This window comes from Actinoplanes sp. NPDC026670 (assembly GCF_040638175.1).
Lineage (GTDB): Bacteria > Actinomycetota > Actinomycetes > Mycobacteriales > Micromonosporaceae > Actinoplanes.
This window is the reverse complement of sequence record NZ_JBEZXU010000009.1, coordinates 82,672-99,868: the sequence shown is the minus strand read 5'-3', so window position 1 is coordinate 99,868 and position 17,197 is coordinate 82,672. Positions and strand designations below refer to the sequence as shown.

Here is a 17,197-nt window from a genome sequence, read left to right as displayed (position 1 = left end):
GACATCGGGGAGTTCGACAGAAATGATCAGCACAGCAGTCAAGGATCTGGCCGCCGAGGCGCTCTTCGTCTCCTACCTCCAGCCGTCCCAGAGTCCCTCCCGGACGGCGGTGGAGGAAGCGATCACCACCATGATCCTGCGGTACGGCAGTGACGGATGTGCCGCCGGTGTGGCGGAGGAGTTCGGCGATCACCCGGAGATCGCGGTGCAGCGGATGGTCTGGGTGCACGAGGAGCTGGCCGAGGTGCCGGCGCTGCGCGCCCCGGCCCTGCACTGAGAACTCGATCTTCGCGAACCCGGCCGTGAAACTGCGGCCGGGTTCCGTGTTTAAACCTCGTTGGTCCGTGGTGGTCCTCTCAGGCCTGAGGTTTTTCATGAAAAAACTCCACAAAAGCAACCAAGTTCGGCTGACGCTGCACCCGTAGGCGGCCACTGTTCTTCTCGTAAGCCGGTTTCATCAGCCGGTTAGTACCAGCGAGGAGGACTACGTGACCACCACGACCGAACTCCCCGCCACCATCGGCTTGATGCACGACGTGCCCTCTGCGCGTGACATCGAGGACCTGATCCGCGAGAACATGCCGATGGTTGGCCATCTGGTCCGGGAACTACTCAACCGGGTGCCCGGCCATGTGCACGCAGATGACCTCTCATCGGCCGGTTTCGCGGCTCTGCTCGGCGCGGCCCGCTCCTTCGACGTGACCCGTGGCATCCCCTTCCACCGCTTCGCCGCGGTCCGGATCCGGGGCGCCCTTCTCGACGAACTCCGCGGACAGGACTGGGCCAGCCGATCGGTGCGGGCCCGGGCCCGGCGTGCCGCCACGGCGCGTCAGGAGCTCACCGGAGCGCTCGGCCGTACGCCCAGCGACGCCGAAGTGGCCGAGATGCTCGGCATCGGCGTCAATGAGCTGGCCAGCGTCGAGGACGACGTGCAGAAGGCCTCGCTGCTGAGCCTCCAGGGATTCCCCACCGGAGCAGCCGAGGAGATGGTGCCGGAGACTTCCGAAGGACCCGAGGACCTGCTCCTCAAGCGGGAACGCCTCGGCTATCTGCACCAGGCCATCCAGGCCCTGCCGGAACGGCTCCGGCAGGTGGTGCAGGAATCCTTTCTGCAGGAACAACCGCTGAGCGAGGTGGCGGCCCGGCTCGGCGTCACCGAGTCCCGGATCTCCCAGCTGCGCACCGAGGCGCTGAGGCTGCTCCGGGAGGGCCTGAACAGCTCGCTCGCGCCGGAACTGCTGACCGTGGCCGCGGGGGGACCACGGACCAGGAAAGGCTGCCTGCAGCGCCGGCGCAGCGAATACTTCGCGAAGGTCGCCCAACAGGGCAGCCTGCACACCAGGCTGGCGCTGACCGACAGCCACGGCGTGCCGATCGCGGTCGCGGCCTGAGAGTGGCTTGCGGTGGGGCTCCCGCCGCTGTCTCAGCCGGTTCGAGACAGCGGTGCGAGCCCCATTGCAAGCCGCACGGAGCCGAGACCGCACCACGGGTCGAGCGCCGCCTTGACCTGCCTGATGTCCTCGCCCACGGCGGTCGCCAGCACACCCGGACCGGCCAGCCGCATCGATGCGGCATCCGCCCCGAGCACCGCCGGCTCCGGCAGGTCCGGGCCGGCCAGCACGGCCGTGCCGATCGCCCGGCCACCACCGAGCACCGCCGCGCCGTCCCAGCCCGGAGCCCCCGGGCCGACGGCCAGCTCATGGCGGTAGAGGGCGGCTCCGGCGTACCGGATGAGGGTGTCCGATCGAACCGCGCCGGACGCCTCCTGGTGCCGCCCGCAGACCAGATCGTCGCGCCACAGCAGCGTCCCGCCCTCGGCCACGTCGACCCGCGTCACCACGTCGTGGTCGCAGCCGGCCGCCGCGATCAGCGGCTCCGGCAGCCACCGCAGCGTCCCACCGGCCGCCACCGACGCGGTGACGGTCAGCCGCGACGGCGGCGCGGGCCGGCCCGGCAGCGCCAGCGACGCCGCCACGCTCAGCATCTCCAGCCGGGCGCCCGGCTCCACCACGACGTCCAGCCGTAGCTCGTCGCCACGCAGCGGCCCGGCCGCGCCGCCGACCAGATGGACCGTCAGCCCGCCGCCGGCGGGCCGCCCGGTCCGGCGCAGCAACAGTGGCGACTCGCCGCGCAGCACGGCCAGCCGGGTGCCGCCCCGCCCGTCGCTCGCGGCGACGATCCTGGCTTCCGCCCGCACCTCAGACCCGGGCCGCGACCAGGCCGCGGATCCAGTCGGCGACCGGGGTGGCCTGCTTGTCCTCGGCCAGCGACAGGAAGACCGTGGGCAGCTCGTGCCGCCGGGCCTTCGCGTCGCGGTCCATCACCGACAGGTCGGCGCCGACCATCGGGGCCAGGTCCGTCTTGTTGATCACGAGCAGGTCGGCGGTGGTCACACCGGGGCCACCCTTGCGCGGCACCTTGTCCCCGCCGGCCACGTCGACCACGAAGATCTGCTGGTCGATCAGGCCCTTGCTGAAGGTGGCGGTCAGGTTGTCGCCGCCGCTCTCCACCAGCACCAGGTCCAGCGGGCCGAGCTTCTCCTCGAGGTCCTCGACGGCGTCCAGGTTGGCCGAGATGTCGTCGCGGATCGCGGTGTGCGGGCAGCAGCCGGTCTCCACGGCGCGGATCCGCTCGGCCGGCAGCACACCGTTGCGCAGCAGGAAGTCGGCGTCCTCGGTGGTGTAGATGTCGTTGGTGACGACCGCCAGGCGGATCTCCGCGCCGAGCGCCCGGCACAGCGCCGCGACCAGGGCGGTCTTGCCCGAGCCGACCGGGCCGCCGATGCCGATGCGCAGCGCCCGGGGGCCCTCGCCCAGCGGCGTGTGCGGGTCGACGCCCGGATCCGGGTGGGTGTGCGGAACCTCGTCGGGACCGTGTTCGTGCAGTTCGGGGTGCATTCTTTCCTGCCTTTCAGGGTGCGGGTGAAACAGCCACCTCATGAGGCGAAGAGGCGGACCTCCCAGGTGGCGTGGTGCTCGGCGCCGATGTCGAGCAGGGGAGCGCCCGCGGCCGGCAGCTCGTCGACCGGGTCACCGGACCGGGCCGCGGCCGCCGCGGCGATCCGGTCACATTCGGGGGCCAGCCGGGCCAGCAGCGCGTGTACGGCGTACGGATCGAGCCCGAGGAGCCGGACCCCGGCGCTCGCCGAACCGGTCACCAGACCGTGCGCGGCAGCGATCGCGGCCTCGGCGGGCATCAGCCCGGCCGCCGCGGCCAGAGCGCCCAGAGCGACGGGCTGGTGCGGCTCCCGGCCGATCGCGCCGACCGGCCACATCGCCCGGCCGGCCCGCAGCAGCGCCCGGCCCTGTGCCCGGGACGCCTTCCGCAGCGCCGGGGACGGGGTGCGGGCGTCCAGGCCGGCGTCCAGCTCCGCCGCACGCCCGGTGTCGGCGCAGGCCGCGGCCGCGAACGCCGCCGAGACCAGGCCGCTGGTGGCGAGTTTCCCGCGCAGGAAACCGTCCAGCCCGCCGATGTCGCGGACCCGGCCGTTGGCGATCTGCGGCTCCAAGCCACCGGAGTGCGCGTGCCCGCCGGAGGGGAGCCGCCCGTCGGCGAGCAGGAGAAGCGTGGCGAGGCTCATTCAGAACAGGAAGTAGCGCTGGGCCATCGGCAGGGCGTCCACCGGGTCCGGCTCGATCACCTGGCCGTCGATGCGCACCTCGAACGTGTCCGCCTTGACCTCGATCCGGGGCATGGCGTCGTTCAGGGGCATGTCGGCCTTGCCGACCGAGCGGGTGTCACCGACCGGCACCAACGCCCGTTTCACCCCGATCCGGTCGCTGAGCAGCGCGTCGATGGCGGCCGGGGCGACGAACGCGAGGGACGTCTGTGCCGGGACCACACCGTAGGCGCCGAACATCGGCCGGGGCAGCATCGGCTGCGGCGTCGGGATCGAGGCGTTCGCGTCACCCATCTGCGCGCAGGCGATCATGCCGCCCTTCAGGACGACCGCTGGCCGTACCCCGAAGAACGCCGGGTCCCAGAGGACCAGGTCGGCGAGCTTGCCCGGTTCGACCGACCCGACCTGGGCGTCCATGCCGTGCGCGCGGGCCGGACAGATCGTGTACTTCGCGACGTACCGCTTGGCCCGGTTGTTGTCCGCGGCGCCGTCGCCGGCCAGGCTGCCGACGCGGGCCTTCATCACATGCGCGGTCTGCCAGGTACGGGTGACGACCTCACCGACCCGGCCCATGGCCTGCGAGTCCGACCCGATCATCGAGATGGCGCCCAGATCGTGCAGGTAGTCCTCGGCGGCCATGGTGGACGGCCGGATCCGGCTCTCGGCGAACGCCAGGTCCTCCGGCACCGACGAGTTCAGGTGGTGGCAGACCATCAGCATGTCCAGGTGCTCGCTGAGGGTGTTGCGGGTGTACGGCCGGGTCGGGTTGGTCGACGACGGCAGGATGTTCGGGTGCGATGCGACGGTGATGATGTCCGGCGCGTGGCCGCCCCCGGCGCCCTCGGTGTGATAGGCGTGGATCGACCGCCCGGCGATGGCGCGCAGCGTCTCCTCGACGAACCCGGCCTCGTTCAGGGTGTCGGTGTGGATCGCCACCTGCACCCCCGACGCGTCGCACACCTTGAGGCAGGCGTCGATCGCGGCCGGTGTGGTGCCCCAGTCCTCGTGCAGTTTGAAACCGCCGGCGCCGCCGCGCAGCTGCTCCCACATCGACTCGGCGGACATCGTGTTGCCCTTGCCGAGCAGCAGCACGTTGATCGGCCAGGTGTCCAGGGACTCCAGCATCCGGGCCAGGTGCCAGGAGTTCGGCGTGACGGTGGTGGCCTTGGTGCCCTCGTCCGGGCCGGTGCCGCCGCCGATGATGGTGGTGATGCCGGCGGCCAGCGCGGTGTCCAGGATGGTCGGGCTGATCAGGTGCACGTGGCTGTCGATCGCGCCGGCCGTGAGGATCTTGCCGTTGCCGGCCAGGATCTGGGTGCCGGGGCCGATCACCAGGTCGGGGTGCACGCCGTCCATGGTGTCCGGGTTGCCGGCCTTGCCGATGGCGACGATCCGGCCGTCGCGGATGCCGACGTCGGCCTTGACGATGCCCCAGTGGTCGAGGACGACGACCCCGGTGATGACGGTGTCCGGGGCGCCCTCGGCGCGGGTGGCCCGGCCCTGGCCCATGGATTCGCGGATCACCTTGCCGCCGCCGAAGACGACCTCGTCGCCGGGGACCGGGCCGGAGCTGCGGTCCTCTTCGATCTCGATCAGCAGGTTGGTGTCGGCGAGCCGGATCCGGTCACCCTTGGTGGGCCCGAGCAGCGCCGCGTACCGGCTGCGCTCCAGAGAGGTCACGCTGCTCCTCCGAGGTTGATCTTCAAACTGGCCGGGGGCGTCATCGGGGGCTCCCGTTGTGCTCGCCCTCGCCGGTGTCCTCGTCGAGGGAGCCGGCCGGCTCGATGTCGGTGGGGTCGGGCTGGGGCGGCGGCGCGGGCTTGTCGAGCGGCCCGCCGGCCAGGCCGCGCAGGCCCGGGACGATGCGGCCGCCGGCCAGCGCCACCAGGGTGATGTCGCGGGGGATGCCGGGCTCGAACCGCACCGACGTCCCGGCCGGGATGGCGAGCCGGTGTCCCCAGGCGGCGGTCCGGTCGAACTCCAGAGCCGCGTTGGACTCGGCGAAGTGGAAGTGCGAGCCGACCTGCACCGGCCGGTCACCGGTGTTGCGTACGGTCAGGTCGATGGCCGGCCGGCCGGCGTTGATCTCGATGTCGCCGTCGCCGAAGATGACCTCACCCGGGATGATGCCGCTCATGAGATCGGCCCGTGCACGGTGACCAGCTTGGTGCCGTCCGGGAAGGTCGCCTCGACCTGCACCTCGGCCAGCATCTCGGGCACGCCGTCCATGACGTCCTCCCGGGTGAGCACCCGCCGCCCGGCGTCCATCAGCTCGGCGACGGTACGCCCGTCGCGCGCCCCTTCCAGCAGGAAGGCGGTGATGATGGCGGTGGCTTCCGGATAGTTGAGCCGCAGGCCCCGGTCTCGCCGCCGCTGGGCGACGTCGGCCGCGACGTGGATGAGCAGGCGTTCCTGCTCGTGCTGGCTGAGGAACAAAGGGAACCTCCTGCTGATCGCGCCACGGAATGCTCGCAGGTGGAAGTTTCGGACGTGTAACCCCGGATTGATCAAAACATGGAACGGCCCCGCCATCGCGCGCTTCCACGCGGTGACGGGGCCGTTTCCGAACTGTTTACTTCGGTAGCCGTGCGCTCAGCAGGGGCGCCAGCATCGCCGAGTACTTCGTGGTGATGTGGTCGTCGTCGCGCCACACCAGCACGTTGCCGACCAGGGCCGGGCAGGAGTCGGTGGTGCAGAACCAGGGGAGCGCGTCGATCATCTGCACGCCGTTGCGCTTCGCGTTCTGCTCGACCAGCACCTGCCGCTGCGGCTGGACGATCGACTCGATCGCCGGAGCGACGCAGCGGGAGACCTTGTCCGAGTGCTCGGCCAGGCACTCCGGCGCGTTGTAGCCGGGCCACGGGGTGTCCCGGATCTGCACCAGCTTGGTCCGCGTCCCCTTGATCGCCTTGTAGGTGGCGTCCCAGCCGGCCGCCCACTCGGCGTCGAGCTTCGCGCCGCTGGGCCGGGCGCCGGCGGCGTCGACGAGCGGGTTGCCGTCGTTGCCGCTGGAGGACATCACCACGAGGTACGGCTGCGCCTTCTTGATCTCGGCGAGCACCTCGGCCCGCCAGGTCGGGCACTCGCTGTAGACGCGCTTGAGCCCGGGGCTGAAGGTGACCACCGAGGCGGCGTTGCACGCACTCTTGGTGCGGACCTCCAGTTTCCAGCCGCGCTCCTGGGCGACCGCCTGGACCGCCGGGAACCAGTGCGCGGCGTGCGAGTCGCCGAAGAGGAACACGGTCCGGGCGCCGGCCGGGTCGCCGTACACGCACGGGTTGGGCGCCGCCGCGTCCAGATAGTCCAGGTGGCACCGGTCGTTGTAGTAGTCCGGCTTGTCCTTGCGGGCGTTCTGCACCTTCGGCGTGGTGTTGGACGGCAGTTTGCCGGTGCCGACCGAGGCCGCGATGATCCGCTGGAGCTCGGCCTCCGGGTCGGTGGCGCCGGCGACGGCCTTGGCGGTGTCCACCGCCGGCGCGCCCTTGGCCAGCTGCGGCGGCTTCATCGCGCCGGCCTGGGCGACCAGGGCGGCGAAGCAGGACAGCGCCAGGCCGACGGCCAGGCCGCGGCGGGCCTTGGCCTTCACCCACGACTGGTTCCGGGCCGGGTTCTCGATGAGGTGGTACGACCCGATCGCCAGCACCAGAGCGCCGGCGGCCAGGCCCAGGTTGAGCGGCACGTTCGGCTCGACGTCCAGCATGTGCGGCACGATCATGAGGACCGGCCAGTGCCACAGGTACCAGCTGTACGAGTACCGCCCGATCTGCTGGAACGGCCAGGTCCGCAGGACGGTGGCGGCGCTGCCGCTCGGGCCGGACGTGCCACCGGCGATGATCGCGGCCGCGCCGAGCACCGGCAGCAGAGCGGCGTAGCCGGGGAACGGGGTCTCCTCGTTGTAGAGGAACGCCGACACGATCACGGCTGCCATGCCGGCCCAGGTCATGCCGGCGGCCAGCCCGCGGGGGAGCCCGGCCAGCCGGGTCGCGCCGACCGCGATCAGCGCGCCGACCGCCAGCTCCCAGGCGCGGGTGTGCGCTCCGAAGTAGGCCCACGGCGCCGACGTCGAGGTCTGCAGGACGCTGACCGTGAGTGACGCCACGACCACCAGCACCAGCGTGACGACGACCGGGGCCCGGCGCTTGCCGAAGACCAGCGCGAAGATCAGCAGCAGGAGCGGCCAGACCAGGTAGAACTGCTCCTCCACCGCGAGCGACCAGAAGTGCTGGAGCGGGGAGGGCTCGGCGCTGGCGTTCATGTACTGGACGCCCTCGTTCGCCAGGCGCCAGTTGATCCCGTAGAAGGTCGCGTAGATCGCGTCCAGTGAGATCGCCTTGAACCGGGTCGCCGGCAGCCACAGCCAGGCCGCGGTCACGGTGACCAGCAGGACCACCGTCGACGCGGGCAGCAGCCGGGTGGCCCGCCGGGCGTAGAAGGTGGCCAGCGAGACGGTCCCGGTGCGGCTCAGCTCCTTGAGCAGCAGCGTCGTGATCAGGAAGCCGGAGATCACGAAGAACACGTCGACACCGACGTATCCGCCTTCGAGGCTGGTGATCCCGGCGTGCGAGAGCACGACGAGGGTCACCGCGATGGCGCGCATTCCCTCGATATCCGGTCGGAAACCGAGGTGCGGAGGCGCAGTGGGGGAGGCTGTCCCCGGCCGCGCACTGTGGAGCTGGGCGTCGTAAGTGACCGACATGTCCTACCTAGCGATGAGTGACCGGCCGGGATCGGGGGCCGAGCTTACCTGCGGCGACACAGGTCTTCCACAGCCGGTTCATCACAACTTCATAGTGAGGCCAACTCACACCCGGGCGGCCACTCCGTCGATCAACAGCTCCACCGCGAGCGCGAAACCGGCGTCGTCCGCCTGCCCGGAACCGATCAGGCGCCGCATCGTGCCGTTGACCTCGGTGTGCAGCAGTCCGCCGACGAGTACGGCGAGGACCGCGCCGGTCCGCTCGACCTCGGTCTCGGGCAGTCCCGCGGAGCGCAGCACGGTGCACAGGGTCCGCCACATCGGGCCGTCGCGCTGGATGAAGTCGTCACTCGCGAAGGCGTACCGGATCAGGTGGCGGTGGGCGAGGCTGAGCGACCGGAACTCGTACGCCAGATTGCGCAGTTGTTCCTGCCATGTTCCCTCGCCGACCGCGATGTGACGTGCGCCATCGGTCACCAGAACCGTGATGCCGTCCAGAAGGGCCGCTTTGTTCTCCACGTGGTGGTAGATCGACATCGGATTGACGTGGAGCTGAGCAGCGAGTTTGCGCATGCTCAGGGCCTCCACGCCCTCCGCGTCGACGATATTCAGGGCCGCTTGGAGGATTGCGGACTTTGTTAAACGTTGATCACCGGACTTCGCGGGCTCAGCCATACGCCGTATGGTAGTTGCCATACACCGTATGGCTGAGGAGGATCCCCCGTGAGCGCCGCGATTCCCACCCCCCGCGGACTGCCGATCGTCGGCAATGGACTGCAGGTGCCGGTGGAGGGCACGCACCGGTTCTTCGCCGACCTGGCCGCGCAGCACCCCGACGGCATCTACCGGCTCAACCTGGCCGGCCGGCACGTCGTCTTCATCCACGACCCCGACCTGGTCGCCGAGGTCTGCGACGAGTCCCGCTTCTACAAGCCGATCGACCCGCCGCTCGCGCACGTCCGCGACTTCGCCGGTGACGGCCTCTTCACCGCGCGTGAGGAAGAGGAGGTGTGGGGCCAGGCGCACCGGATCCTGCTGCCCGCCTTCAGCCAGCGGTCGATGAAGGCGTATTTCCCGCAGATGCTGGAGATCGCCACCAACCTGACCGGCGCGTGGTCCGGGCGGACCGAGGTGGACGTCGCCGACGACATGACCCGCCTCGCCCTCGACACCATCACGCTCGCCGGGTTCGGGCAGCAGTTCCGCTCCTTCGAGCAGGCCGAGCTGCACCCGTTCCTCCAGGCCATGGGCAACGCGCTGACCGAGGCGATGAACCGGACCCGCCAGCTGCCGATGGTCACCGGGCTGAAGAAGCGGGCCGATGCGGCGTACAAATCGGATATCGCGGTTATGCAGGACACCGTCGACGAGGTGATCCGGGCGCGCCGGGCCTCCGGCGAGAAGTCGAACGACCTGCTCGGCCTGATGATCGAGGCCAGCGACCCGCTCACCGGCGCCCGGCTCTCCGACGAGAACATCCGCAACCAGGTCCTCACCTTCCTGATCGCCGGGCACGAGACCACCAGCGGCACCCTCTCCTTCGCGCTGCACCACCTGATGCGCAACCCGCACGTGCTGGCCCAGGCCTACGCCGAGGTCGACCGGATCCTGCCCGGCGACACCGTGCCCACCTACGAGCTGATCATGAAGCTCGACGTGATCCCGCGGATCCTCGACGAGACGCTGCGCCTGCACTCGCCGATCACCGCGATCGGCCTGGCCTCCCGGCAGGCGACGACGCTCGGCGGCCGCTACGAGATCCCCGCGCATCAGAAGATCGCGGTCATCCTCAAGCCGCTGCACACCCACCCGTCCGCGTGGTCCGACCCGGAGACGTTCGACATCGACAGGTGGCTGCCCGAGGCCAAGGCGCAGCACCACCCGCACGCGTACAAGCCGTTCGGCAACGGCGAGCGGGCCTGCATCGGCCGCCAGTTCGCGCTCACCGAGGCCCGGCTCGCGCTGGCCATGCTGCTCCAGCGGTTCGCCATCGCCGACCCGGCCGGCCACCAGCTCCAGATCAAGCAGACCCTCACCATCAAGCCCGACGGTTTCCGGCTGCGGGTCCGTCCCCGTCTCGAGCACGAGCGCCTGTCCTTCGGCGAGGCGGTCGAGGAGACGTCCGAGACGGTCGAGGTCCAGGCTTCTGGGGTACGGCTACGCGTCGCCTACGGGTCCAACCTGGGCACGTCCGAGGACCTGGCCCAGCAACTGGCCGACCGGGCCCGGCGGTCGGGTTTCGACGTGACCGTGCAGACCCTCGACGAACTCGCGTCCGGCCTGCCCTCGGACGGGCTGCTCGCCGTCGTCACGTCCAGCTACAACGGCAAGGCGCCGGACAACGCGCAGGCCTTCGACGACCTCGACATCCCGGCCGGGACACTCGGCGCCGTGCGATTCGCGGTGCTGGGCAACGGCAACACCCAGTGGGCGACCTACCAGGCGTACCCCCGACGGGTCTTCGAAAAGCTCGCCGCGGCCGGCGCTCAGCCGCTGGTCGACCGCGGTGAGACGGACGCCGCCGGCGACTTCGACGGCATGGCGCAGAGCTGGCTCAACGGGCTGTGGAGCGCGCTGGCGGCCGAGTTCGGCGCGGACTCGCAGGGCGACAGTGGCCCGCGGTACAGCGTCGAGGTGCTCGGCGAGGACCAGATCCGTCCGGCCGTCGTCTCCGCCCAGGCCCACCCGGTCCTGGTCATGTCGGTGGAGGAGCTGGTCGGCGACCCGGCCGGCCTGTGGGACTTCAGCCGCGAGGCGCCCCGGCCCGGCGTCAAGGCGATCACCGTCCAGCTGCCGGAGGGGGTCACCTACACCGCGGGCGACCACCTGGCCGTGTTCGCCAAGAACGATCCGGAGCTCGTCGACTGGGCGCTGCACACCCTGCGGGTCTCCCGCGACCTGGTGATCCGGCTCGGACAGGCCGGCGAACGGCCGACCGGACTGCCGATCGGCGTGCCGGTCACCGCCGGGTTGCTGCTCACCGACTTCGTCGAGCTCCAGGAGCCGGCCACCCGCGGGCAGATCGCGGTCCTCGCCGAGCACACCGAGTGCCCGTGGACGACCCGGCAGCTGACCGCGTGGACCACCTCGGCCGACCTGTACGCCGACGAGATCCTGGCCAAGCGGGTCTCGGTGCTGTCCCTGCTGGAGCGGTTCCCGGCGGTCGAGCTGCCGTTCGCGGTCTTCCTCGAACTGGTCGGCACGATCAAGCCCCGGTTCTACTCGATCTCGTCGTCACCCACCGTCGACCCGTCCCTGGTGACGATCACGGTCGGCCTGGTCGACGGGCCGTCCCGCACCGGCAACGGCCGCTACCGCGGCATGTGCTCCCAGTACCTGGCCCGGCTGTCGCCCGGCGACGTCTTCTACGGCCACGTCCGGGTGCCGGCGCCGCCGTTCCGGCTGCCTGCGGACCCGGCCACCCCGATGATCCTGATCGGACCGGGCACCGGGTTCGCTCCGCTGCGCGGCTTCCTTCAGGAACGCGCCGGTACGCCCACCAGCGGCCCCGCCAAACTGTTCTACGGCTGCCGGCACCCGTCGCACGACTGGCTGTACCGGGCCGAGATGGAACAGTGGGCCGCCGACGGGGTGACCGACCTGCACCTGGCGTTCTCCGCGGTCGACGGCCACCCGCACCGGTTCGTCCAGGAGGCCCTCGCCGATCAGGGCGACGCCGTGTGGGACCTGCTCGAACAGGGCGGCCACATCTACCTGTGCGGTGACGGCGCCCGGATGGCCCCGGCCGTCCGCGACGAGCTGTACGCCATCTTCCGCCGCCACACCGGCGGAACCGCGGTCGAGGCCGAGGCGTGGCTGCGCTCCCTGGAGGCGGCGGGCCGCTACCAGCAGGACGTCTTCGCCTGATCCGTCACCACGTGCCGACCCGTCCGTCACCACGTGCCGGCCCACGGTCCGGTCCAGGCCGCGAGCCGGCCCAGACCGCGAGCCGTCGCTCACCGCTGGAATGCGGGCGGCTTTACCTGGCTGAGCGACGGCTGGGGCTGCGAGGGACCGCGAGCCGTCGCTTACCGCTGGAATGCGGGCGGCTTTACCTGGCTGGGCGACGGCTGGGACCGCGGGCCGTCGCTTACCGCTGGAATGCCGGTGGCTTTACCTGGCTGAGCGACGGCTGGGACCGCGGGCCGTCGCTCACCGCTGGAATGCGGGCGGCTTTACCTGGCTGAGCGACGGCTGGTCTAGCCCTGGGCGTCGTCGCCCGGTTCGGTGGTGTCGTCGTTCGGCTCGCCGGTCTCGGCGGGCGTCGTCGCCGTCGCGGTCGGCGTGGTGGTTTCAGCAGTCGTCTCGGTGGCGGTCGGTTCGGTGGTCGCCGTGGGCGCGGCCGGCCGGGTGGCCGTCGCCGTGTTCGTCGGCCGGTCGTCGTTCTCCGTCGGCGCGGTTCGTTCCGGCCGGGTCGTCTCGCGGTCCTCGTCGCCGCCGGCGGCCGGGGCTTTCGCCGATCGCGGCGCGGAGCTCACCGGCGCGGCCGGGGCGTTCGTCGTCGGCTTCGGCTCGTCGGCGAACCAGCCCATCGGATCCGCCGCGACCAGCACCCCCAGCCCGCCCAGCAGGGCCACTGCGGCCAGCGCCAACAGTGGCAGAAGCCGGCGGCGGCCGATCGTGGTCCCAGTTGTCGCGCCCGCGCCGGGCGGAGCCGGTGCCGCCGGCCTGGTCGTCGTGGCGGCGCCACCGGCCACCGTCGGCCGGGCGCCGGGCGGGCCGGTGCCGGCGGTGATGGCCGGCTGGGTCTCCGCGGCTGCTCTCTGCCGGGGGAGGTTCGTGGCACCGGTCCCGGCGGGCGTGCCCGGCGCGGTGTCATCGAGCACGTGACCGATCACGGTGTCGTCGAGGGGCTGCATCCCGAGGACGCCGATCCAAGGTGATCCGGCCCGGGTTGCGGTGAGGTCGTCCGGCCCGGCGGGCGATCCGGCGGCTTCCTGGGCTGCGGAGCCTGTGCCGGGGAGCGGGGAGCCTGCGCCGGGGACGGCGGAGCCCACGCCCGAGGAGGTGGCGGCCGCGTGTGCCGCCTCGGCCATCACGCCGGCTGACGGGAAACGGTCCTCGGGCTTCTTGGACAGGGCGATCCGGACCATCTCCCGGACGTCCGGCGGCACGTCGCCCGGCAGTTCCGGCGGTTCGTCCTCCAGGTGCTGGAGCGCGATCGCGATCGGGTTGCGGCCCTCGAACGGCGGATGCCCGGCCAGGCAGTGGTAGGCGAGGGCGCCGAGCGCGTACACGTCGGCGGGTGGCCCGGCCACATGCTGCGCGACCTGCTCCGGCGCGATGTAGAGGGCGGTGCCGACCACCTCGTCCACGCCGGTGACCGTGCCCGAGTGGGCCGACCGCGCCACCCCGAAGTCGACCAGCACCACGGTGCCGTCCGGTTCGATGAGCAGGTTGCCGGGTTTGACGTCCCGGTGGACGATCCCGGCCTCGTGTGCCGCTTCGAGGGCGTGGGCCGCCTGCGCCACCACCGACATGGTCTCGGCGGGGGAGAGGCGGCCGCGTTCGGCGAGCACCCGGTTCAGCGGTTGCCCCTCGACCCGGGCCATCACCAGATAGGCGTCCTCGACCGCGGTGTTCCCGAAGTCGTAAACCGGCACCACACCCGGATGGCGCAGTGCCGCGAGAGCCTGCGCCTCGTGCCGGAACCGCCGCTGGAAGCCGGGATCGGTGGCCCGGTCGGCGAGCAGCGTCTTCACCGCGACCGCCCGCCCGAGCACCGTGTCGGTGGCCTGCCAGACCTCACCCATGCCACCGGCGGCGATCCGGTCGTCGAGCCGATAGCGTCCGCCGAGCAACTCTCCGGTGTGAGGCATGGATGTCCCTCTACCCAGGAGAGCCTCCGCCTACCCGTCCGCGGAGGGGTGTCTCAGGCGCCGGTGTAGAGGACGGCGTCGATCTCGATGTCGAAGCCGACCAGTGGGACCGGCAGGGTGGTGCGTACCGGCAGGTGGTCGCCCTTGAGGTATTCGCGGTAGATCTCGTTCATCTCCGGGAAGTCGCCGAAGTCGCGCAGGTAGACCCCGACCCGGACGGCGTCGTCCAGGCTGGCGCCGGCCGCCTCGGCCACCGCGGCCAGGTTGCGGAAGGCGGCGTGCGCCTGCTCGGCGAAGGTGCCGGTCACCCGGGTGCCGTCGGGTAGCGCCGGGATCGCGCCGGCCAGGTAGATGGTGTCGCCGGCGACGACGGCGTGCGAGTACGGGCCACCGGCGGGCGCCGCCTTGTCGGTGATCACAGCGCGCTTGGGCATCAGGAACTCCTCGGATCGGAACTAGGAAGGGAAGGGGTGGATCTGGGGAACTGTTCGGCCAGGCCGTCCACGTCGACCAGCGGCGTGGCGAGCAGGGTGCGGATGTCGTGTTCGCGGCGGTGCAGGGCGGCCCGCTGCGCGCCGGTGAGCGGGATCCACGGCGGCGGATCGGCGGGCAGCCGCGGTGGCAGAGGGCGGCCGGCCACGTACGTCGCCCGGTTGTGCAGCCTTGCCGGTGAGACGCGGACCTGCCGGTGCGCGTCGACGACGGTGAGCGGCTCGTCGCGTACCTCAAAGATCGCGAAGTCGGCGGGATCACCGACGGTGAGGGAACCGCCGGGCAGGCCCAGCGCCCGCGCCGGGTGTTCGGTGACCGCCGCGATCACCTCGGGCAGTGTGACGCCGCAGGCGAGCAGTTTGGCCATCGTGGTCGGCAGGTCGAAGACCGGGCCGTGCAGCGACCGGGCGTGCAGGTCGGTGGAGATCGTGTACGGCCGCAGGCCCGAAGCCAGTTGTTCCTCCAGCACGTCGAAGGCGAAGCCGCCGGACCCGTGCCCGAGGTCGAGCAGCACGCCTCGGCCGACGGCCTCGCGGACCGCCGGCCCGAGCGGCGCGGCGATCCCGCTGGCGCAGTGGGTCACCAGGTCGCCGGGCCGCAGCAGGTCGAGCACCTCGTCGAGGGCGGGCGGCGCGGCGCCGATGTGGACCATGACCGGGACCCGGCATGCTTCGGCGGCGGCCAGCCCCCGGCGCAGCGGCTCGACCCCGTTGGCGCCGACGGTCTCCCGGTCGATGCGCACCTTGACGCCGTGGAACAGCTCCCGGTCGGCCTGAATGGTGTCGACCGCCAGCGCGACGTCGCAGTTGTCCAGGTCGCGGCTCTCGCCGGTGCGCCCGGCCAGGCCGACCGCGGAGATGTTGAGCAGGGCCCGGATCCGGACCCCGGCGGTACGGGCGACCGCGCGCAGCCCGGCCGCCGTGTAGGCGCCCGCCGACCCGGCGTCCACCCAGGTGGTGACACCTGATCGCCAGGCGATCGGATCCGGGTCGATGCCCCAGTAGCCGGGCCCGACGTGGGTGTGCAGGTCGATCAGGCCGGGGGTGATCAGGCAGCCGGTCACGTCGACGACGGTGCGCGCGGTTCGGGGCAGGTCGCCGACGGCGGCGATCCGGCCGTCCCGGACGGCGAGGTCGCCGGGTGTGCCGCCGGTGAGCAGCAGGTCCCAGGTCATCGGGCGGCGTCCAGGGCCGGGGTGATGGCGAGCCGGTACAGCCGGGTCGGGCGGCCTTTTCGGCTCTCCTGCGCGCTGCCGGTCTCGATCACCAGGTCGGCGCTGGTCAGTTTGCGGATCAGCCGCCGGCCGCTGGGGTCGGTGATGCCGAGTGTGCGGGCGAGTTCGGCCGGGGACAGCGGCTGGCCGTCGAGGTTGCGTTCGATCGCGGCGAGCCGGGACAGGGTGGCCGGGCTGAGACCGGCCCGCCCGGCCAGGCGCTCGATCTCGCCGTGCTCGCGGTAGGTGTAGGTGAGCGGGGCGGCCGACGCGCCCATCGGCCCGATCGACATCCCGTCGCCGGTGAACAGGTAGGCGCCCGGGTCGGCGTCCTGCTCGGCCCGGGCCGCGGCCCGTTCGGCGAGGGTGACGCTGAGCCGGGCCGAGGCGCCGATGCCGAACCCGGCGACGGCCCGGATGCCCAGCGCCTCCCGGGCCTCGGCCAGGACGGGCAGGCCCACCCAGTGCTGGGTGACGCTTTCGAAGAGCGCGGCGGGCGCGAAGACCAGCACCCCGCGTGCGCCGCGATGGTCGATCCAGGCGTCGGCGAACTCGGGGGTGTTCAGCAGCAGGTGCTGGAGCCCGACCCGGGCCCGGTCCAGGTCGGTGCTCTGCTCGGGTTTGGCCACCAGGAACAGCGCGGCGGCGAAGCGCTGGCCGTCGGCCCGTTTGGTGTGGATGCGCAGGGCGAGCTCGTGCAGGTCGGCGCGGATGGTGCCGGGGGTGGCCAGGGCGTGCAGCACGGCGGTCCGGCCGTCGAGGGCGGCGGCCACCCCCATCCGGACGCTGATCACGTACGGCGCGCCGGTGCGCTCCAGATGTTCCCGGTGGAAGTCGACGACCTCGGAGACCGGCTGGTCCGGGTCGAACGGGAGCGCCGAGATCGCCGTCCGGTCCAGGTCGAGGGCGGTGGCCACCTCGTCGATCGTCTCGGTGGTGAACGTGTCGACGCTGACCGGGGTGGCCGGCCATCCGTTTCCGCGGGCACGGGCCCAGGCCAGGGCCAGGTCGAGCGCGGCCGAACGGGTGACGGTGACCGGGAGGTCGGCCGGGATCAGGTCGCGGGCCCTCGCGTACGGCACCAGGCCGAGGAGCAGCCCGTCCAGCCGGTGGTCGCGGAGCAGCCCGGTCACCCGGTCGCGGATCTCGTCCTCGCGCTCGTAGACCGCCCAGGCGAACTCGACGCCGCTGAGCGTGCCGGCCGCGTCGGCGAAGCGTGCCCGGTGGCTGGCGTGCACCACCAATCCGATCATGCCGGCCCCGTCTCGTTCTCAAGTAGTTCGTTATTGCCGTCGTAGCGTCGCTGACCAACCCCGCTTGGTCAAGTCACTCTTGACGATCGCATGGTCAGGGCCGCA

The 17,197-nt window shown here is 71.8% G+C and carries 15 protein-coding genes; 3 read left to right on the top strand and 12 right to left on the bottom strand.

Annotated elements, in window-relative coordinates; genetic code table 11:
• Positions 1 to 22 precede the first annotated feature (22 nt).
• On the top strand, positions 23 to 277 hold the full coding sequence (locus AB0E94_RS11575) for a hypothetical protein (protein ID WP_360325317.1): 255 nt from the start codon (positions 23 to 25) through the stop codon (positions 275 to 277).
• A 211-nt stretch (positions 278 to 488) separates the two neighbouring features.
• Positions 489 to 1,391: a sigma-70 family RNA polymerase sigma factor gene (locus AB0E94_RS11570; protein ID WP_360325315.1), complete on the top strand. Its 903-nt coding sequence runs from the start codon at positions 489 to 491 to the stop codon at positions 1,389 to 1,391.
• Between the two features lie 32 nt (positions 1,392 to 1,423).
• Here the strand turns inward: AB0E94_RS11570 and AB0E94_RS11565 are convergent, their stop codons facing one another.
• The 8 genes from AB0E94_RS11565 to AB0E94_RS11530 form a co-directional block, all read right to left on the bottom strand.
• Positions 1,424 to 2,197, bottom strand: coding sequence for an urease accessory protein UreD (locus AB0E94_RS11565; protein WP_360325314.1), 774 nt, complete (start codon positions 2,195 to 2,197; stop codon positions 1,424 to 1,426).
• Between the two features lies 1 nt (position 2,198).
• Positions 2,199 to 2,897, bottom strand: coding sequence for an urease accessory protein UreG (gene ureG, locus AB0E94_RS11560; RefSeq protein WP_360325312.1), 699 nt, complete (start codon positions 2,895 to 2,897; stop codon positions 2,199 to 2,201).
• Between the two features lie 38 nt (positions 2,898 to 2,935).
• Positions 2,936 to 3,580 carry an urease accessory UreF family protein gene (locus AB0E94_RS11555; protein WP_360325310.1) on the bottom strand — a complete coding sequence of 215 codons (645 nt, stop codon included), beginning with the start codon at positions 3,578 to 3,580 and terminating at the stop codon, positions 2,936 to 2,938.
• Positions 3,581 to 5,299, bottom strand: coding sequence for an urease subunit alpha (locus AB0E94_RS11550; protein WP_360325308.1), 1,719 nt, complete (start codon positions 5,297 to 5,299; stop codon positions 3,581 to 3,583).
• Between the two features lie 40 nt (positions 5,300 to 5,339).
• Positions 5,340 to 5,747, bottom strand: coding sequence for an urease subunit beta (locus AB0E94_RS11545; protein WP_360325508.1), 408 nt, complete (start codon positions 5,745 to 5,747; stop codon positions 5,340 to 5,342).
• A 5-nt stretch (positions 5,748 to 5,752) separates the two neighbouring features.
• Positions 5,753 to 6,055, bottom strand: coding sequence for an urease subunit gamma (locus AB0E94_RS11540; RefSeq protein WP_360325306.1), 303 nt, complete (start codon positions 6,053 to 6,055; stop codon positions 5,753 to 5,755).
• Positions 6,056 to 6,191: 136 nt separating this feature from the next.
• Entirely contained in the window at positions 6,192 to 8,216 is a 2,025-nt protein-coding gene (locus AB0E94_RS11535; protein ID WP_360325304.1) for an acyltransferase family protein, read from the bottom strand.
• A 204-nt stretch (positions 8,217 to 8,420) separates the two neighbouring features.
• Positions 8,421 to 8,990 carry a TetR family transcriptional regulator gene (locus AB0E94_RS11530; RefSeq protein WP_360325303.1) on the bottom strand — a complete coding sequence of 190 codons (570 nt, stop codon included), beginning with the start codon at positions 8,988 to 8,990 and terminating at the stop codon, positions 8,421 to 8,423.
• Positions 8,991 to 9,038: 48 nt separating this feature from the next.
• On the opposite strand from AB0E94_RS11530, the gene AB0E94_RS11525 reads away from it, so the two are divergent.
• On the top strand, positions 9,039 to 12,182 hold the full coding sequence (locus AB0E94_RS11525) for a cytochrome P450 (RefSeq protein ID WP_360325301.1): 3,144 nt from the start codon (positions 9,039 to 9,041) through the stop codon (positions 12,180 to 12,182).
• A 332-nt stretch (positions 12,183 to 12,514) separates the two neighbouring features.
• Here AB0E94_RS11525 and AB0E94_RS11520 read toward each other — a convergent pair whose 3' ends face one another.
• Genes AB0E94_RS11520 through AB0E94_RS11505 form a run of 4 tightly spaced genes read right to left on the bottom strand, consistent with a single transcriptional unit; the run spans position 12,515 to position 17,092 of the window.
• Positions 12,515 to 14,134, bottom strand: coding sequence for a serine/threonine-protein kinase (locus tag AB0E94_RS11520; protein ID WP_360325300.1), 1,620 nt, complete (start codon positions 14,132 to 14,134; stop codon positions 12,515 to 12,517).
• A gap of 53 nt (positions 14,135 to 14,187) precedes the next feature.
• Complete coding sequence (locus AB0E94_RS11515; protein ID WP_360325298.1) at positions 14,188 to 14,568, bottom strand: RidA family protein; 381 nt, start codon at positions 14,566 to 14,568, stop codon at positions 14,188 to 14,190.
• Positions 14,568 to 15,800, bottom strand: a complete 1,233-nt coding sequence (locus AB0E94_RS11510) for an amidohydrolase/deacetylase family metallohydrolase (RefSeq protein ID WP_360325296.1) — start codon at positions 15,798 to 15,800, stop codon at positions 14,568 to 14,570. The genes AB0E94_RS11515 and AB0E94_RS11510 overlap by 1 nt, the downstream gene beginning before the upstream one ends.
• Entirely contained in the window at positions 15,797 to 17,092 is a 1,296-nt protein-coding gene (locus AB0E94_RS11505; protein WP_360325294.1) for a helix-turn-helix domain-containing protein, read from the bottom strand. Before AB0E94_RS11505 ends, AB0E94_RS11510 begins: the two co-directional genes overlap by 4 nt.
• Positions 17,093 to 17,197: the final 105 nt, after the last annotated feature.

Coding starts and splice junctions, on each gene's coding strand:
- AB0E94_RS11575 (WP_360325317.1), top strand. CDS start 23: ATGATCAGCACAGCAGTCAAGGATCTGGCCGCCGAGGCGCTCTTCGTC.
- ureG (WP_360325312.1), bottom strand. CDS start 2,897: ATGCACCCCGAACTGCACGAACACGGTCCCGACGAGGTTCCGCACACC.
- AB0E94_RS11555 (WP_360325310.1), bottom strand. CDS start 3,580: ATGAGCCTCGCCACGCTTCTCCTGCTCGCCGACGGGCGGCTCCCCTCC.
- AB0E94_RS11535 (WP_360325304.1), bottom strand. CDS start 8,216: ATGCGCGCCATCGCGGTGACCCTCGTCGTGCTCTCGCACGCCGGGATC.
- AB0E94_RS11530 (WP_360325303.1), bottom strand. CDS start 8,990: ATGGCTGAGCCCGCGAAGTCCGGTGATCAACGTTTAACAAAGTCCGCA.
- AB0E94_RS11520 (WP_360325300.1), bottom strand. CDS start 14,134: ATGCCTCACACCGGAGAGTTGCTCGGCGGACGCTATCGGCTCGACGAC.
- AB0E94_RS11515 (WP_360325298.1), bottom strand. CDS start 14,568: ATGCCCAAGCGCGCTGTGATCACCGACAAGGCGGCGCCCGCCGGTGGC.
- AB0E94_RS11510 (WP_360325296.1), bottom strand. CDS start 15,800: ATGACCTGGGACCTGCTGCTCACCGGCGGCACACCCGGCGACCTCGCC.
- AB0E94_RS11505 (WP_360325294.1), bottom strand. CDS start 17,092: ATGATCGGATTGGTGGTGCACGCCAGCCACCGGGCACGCTTCGCCGAC.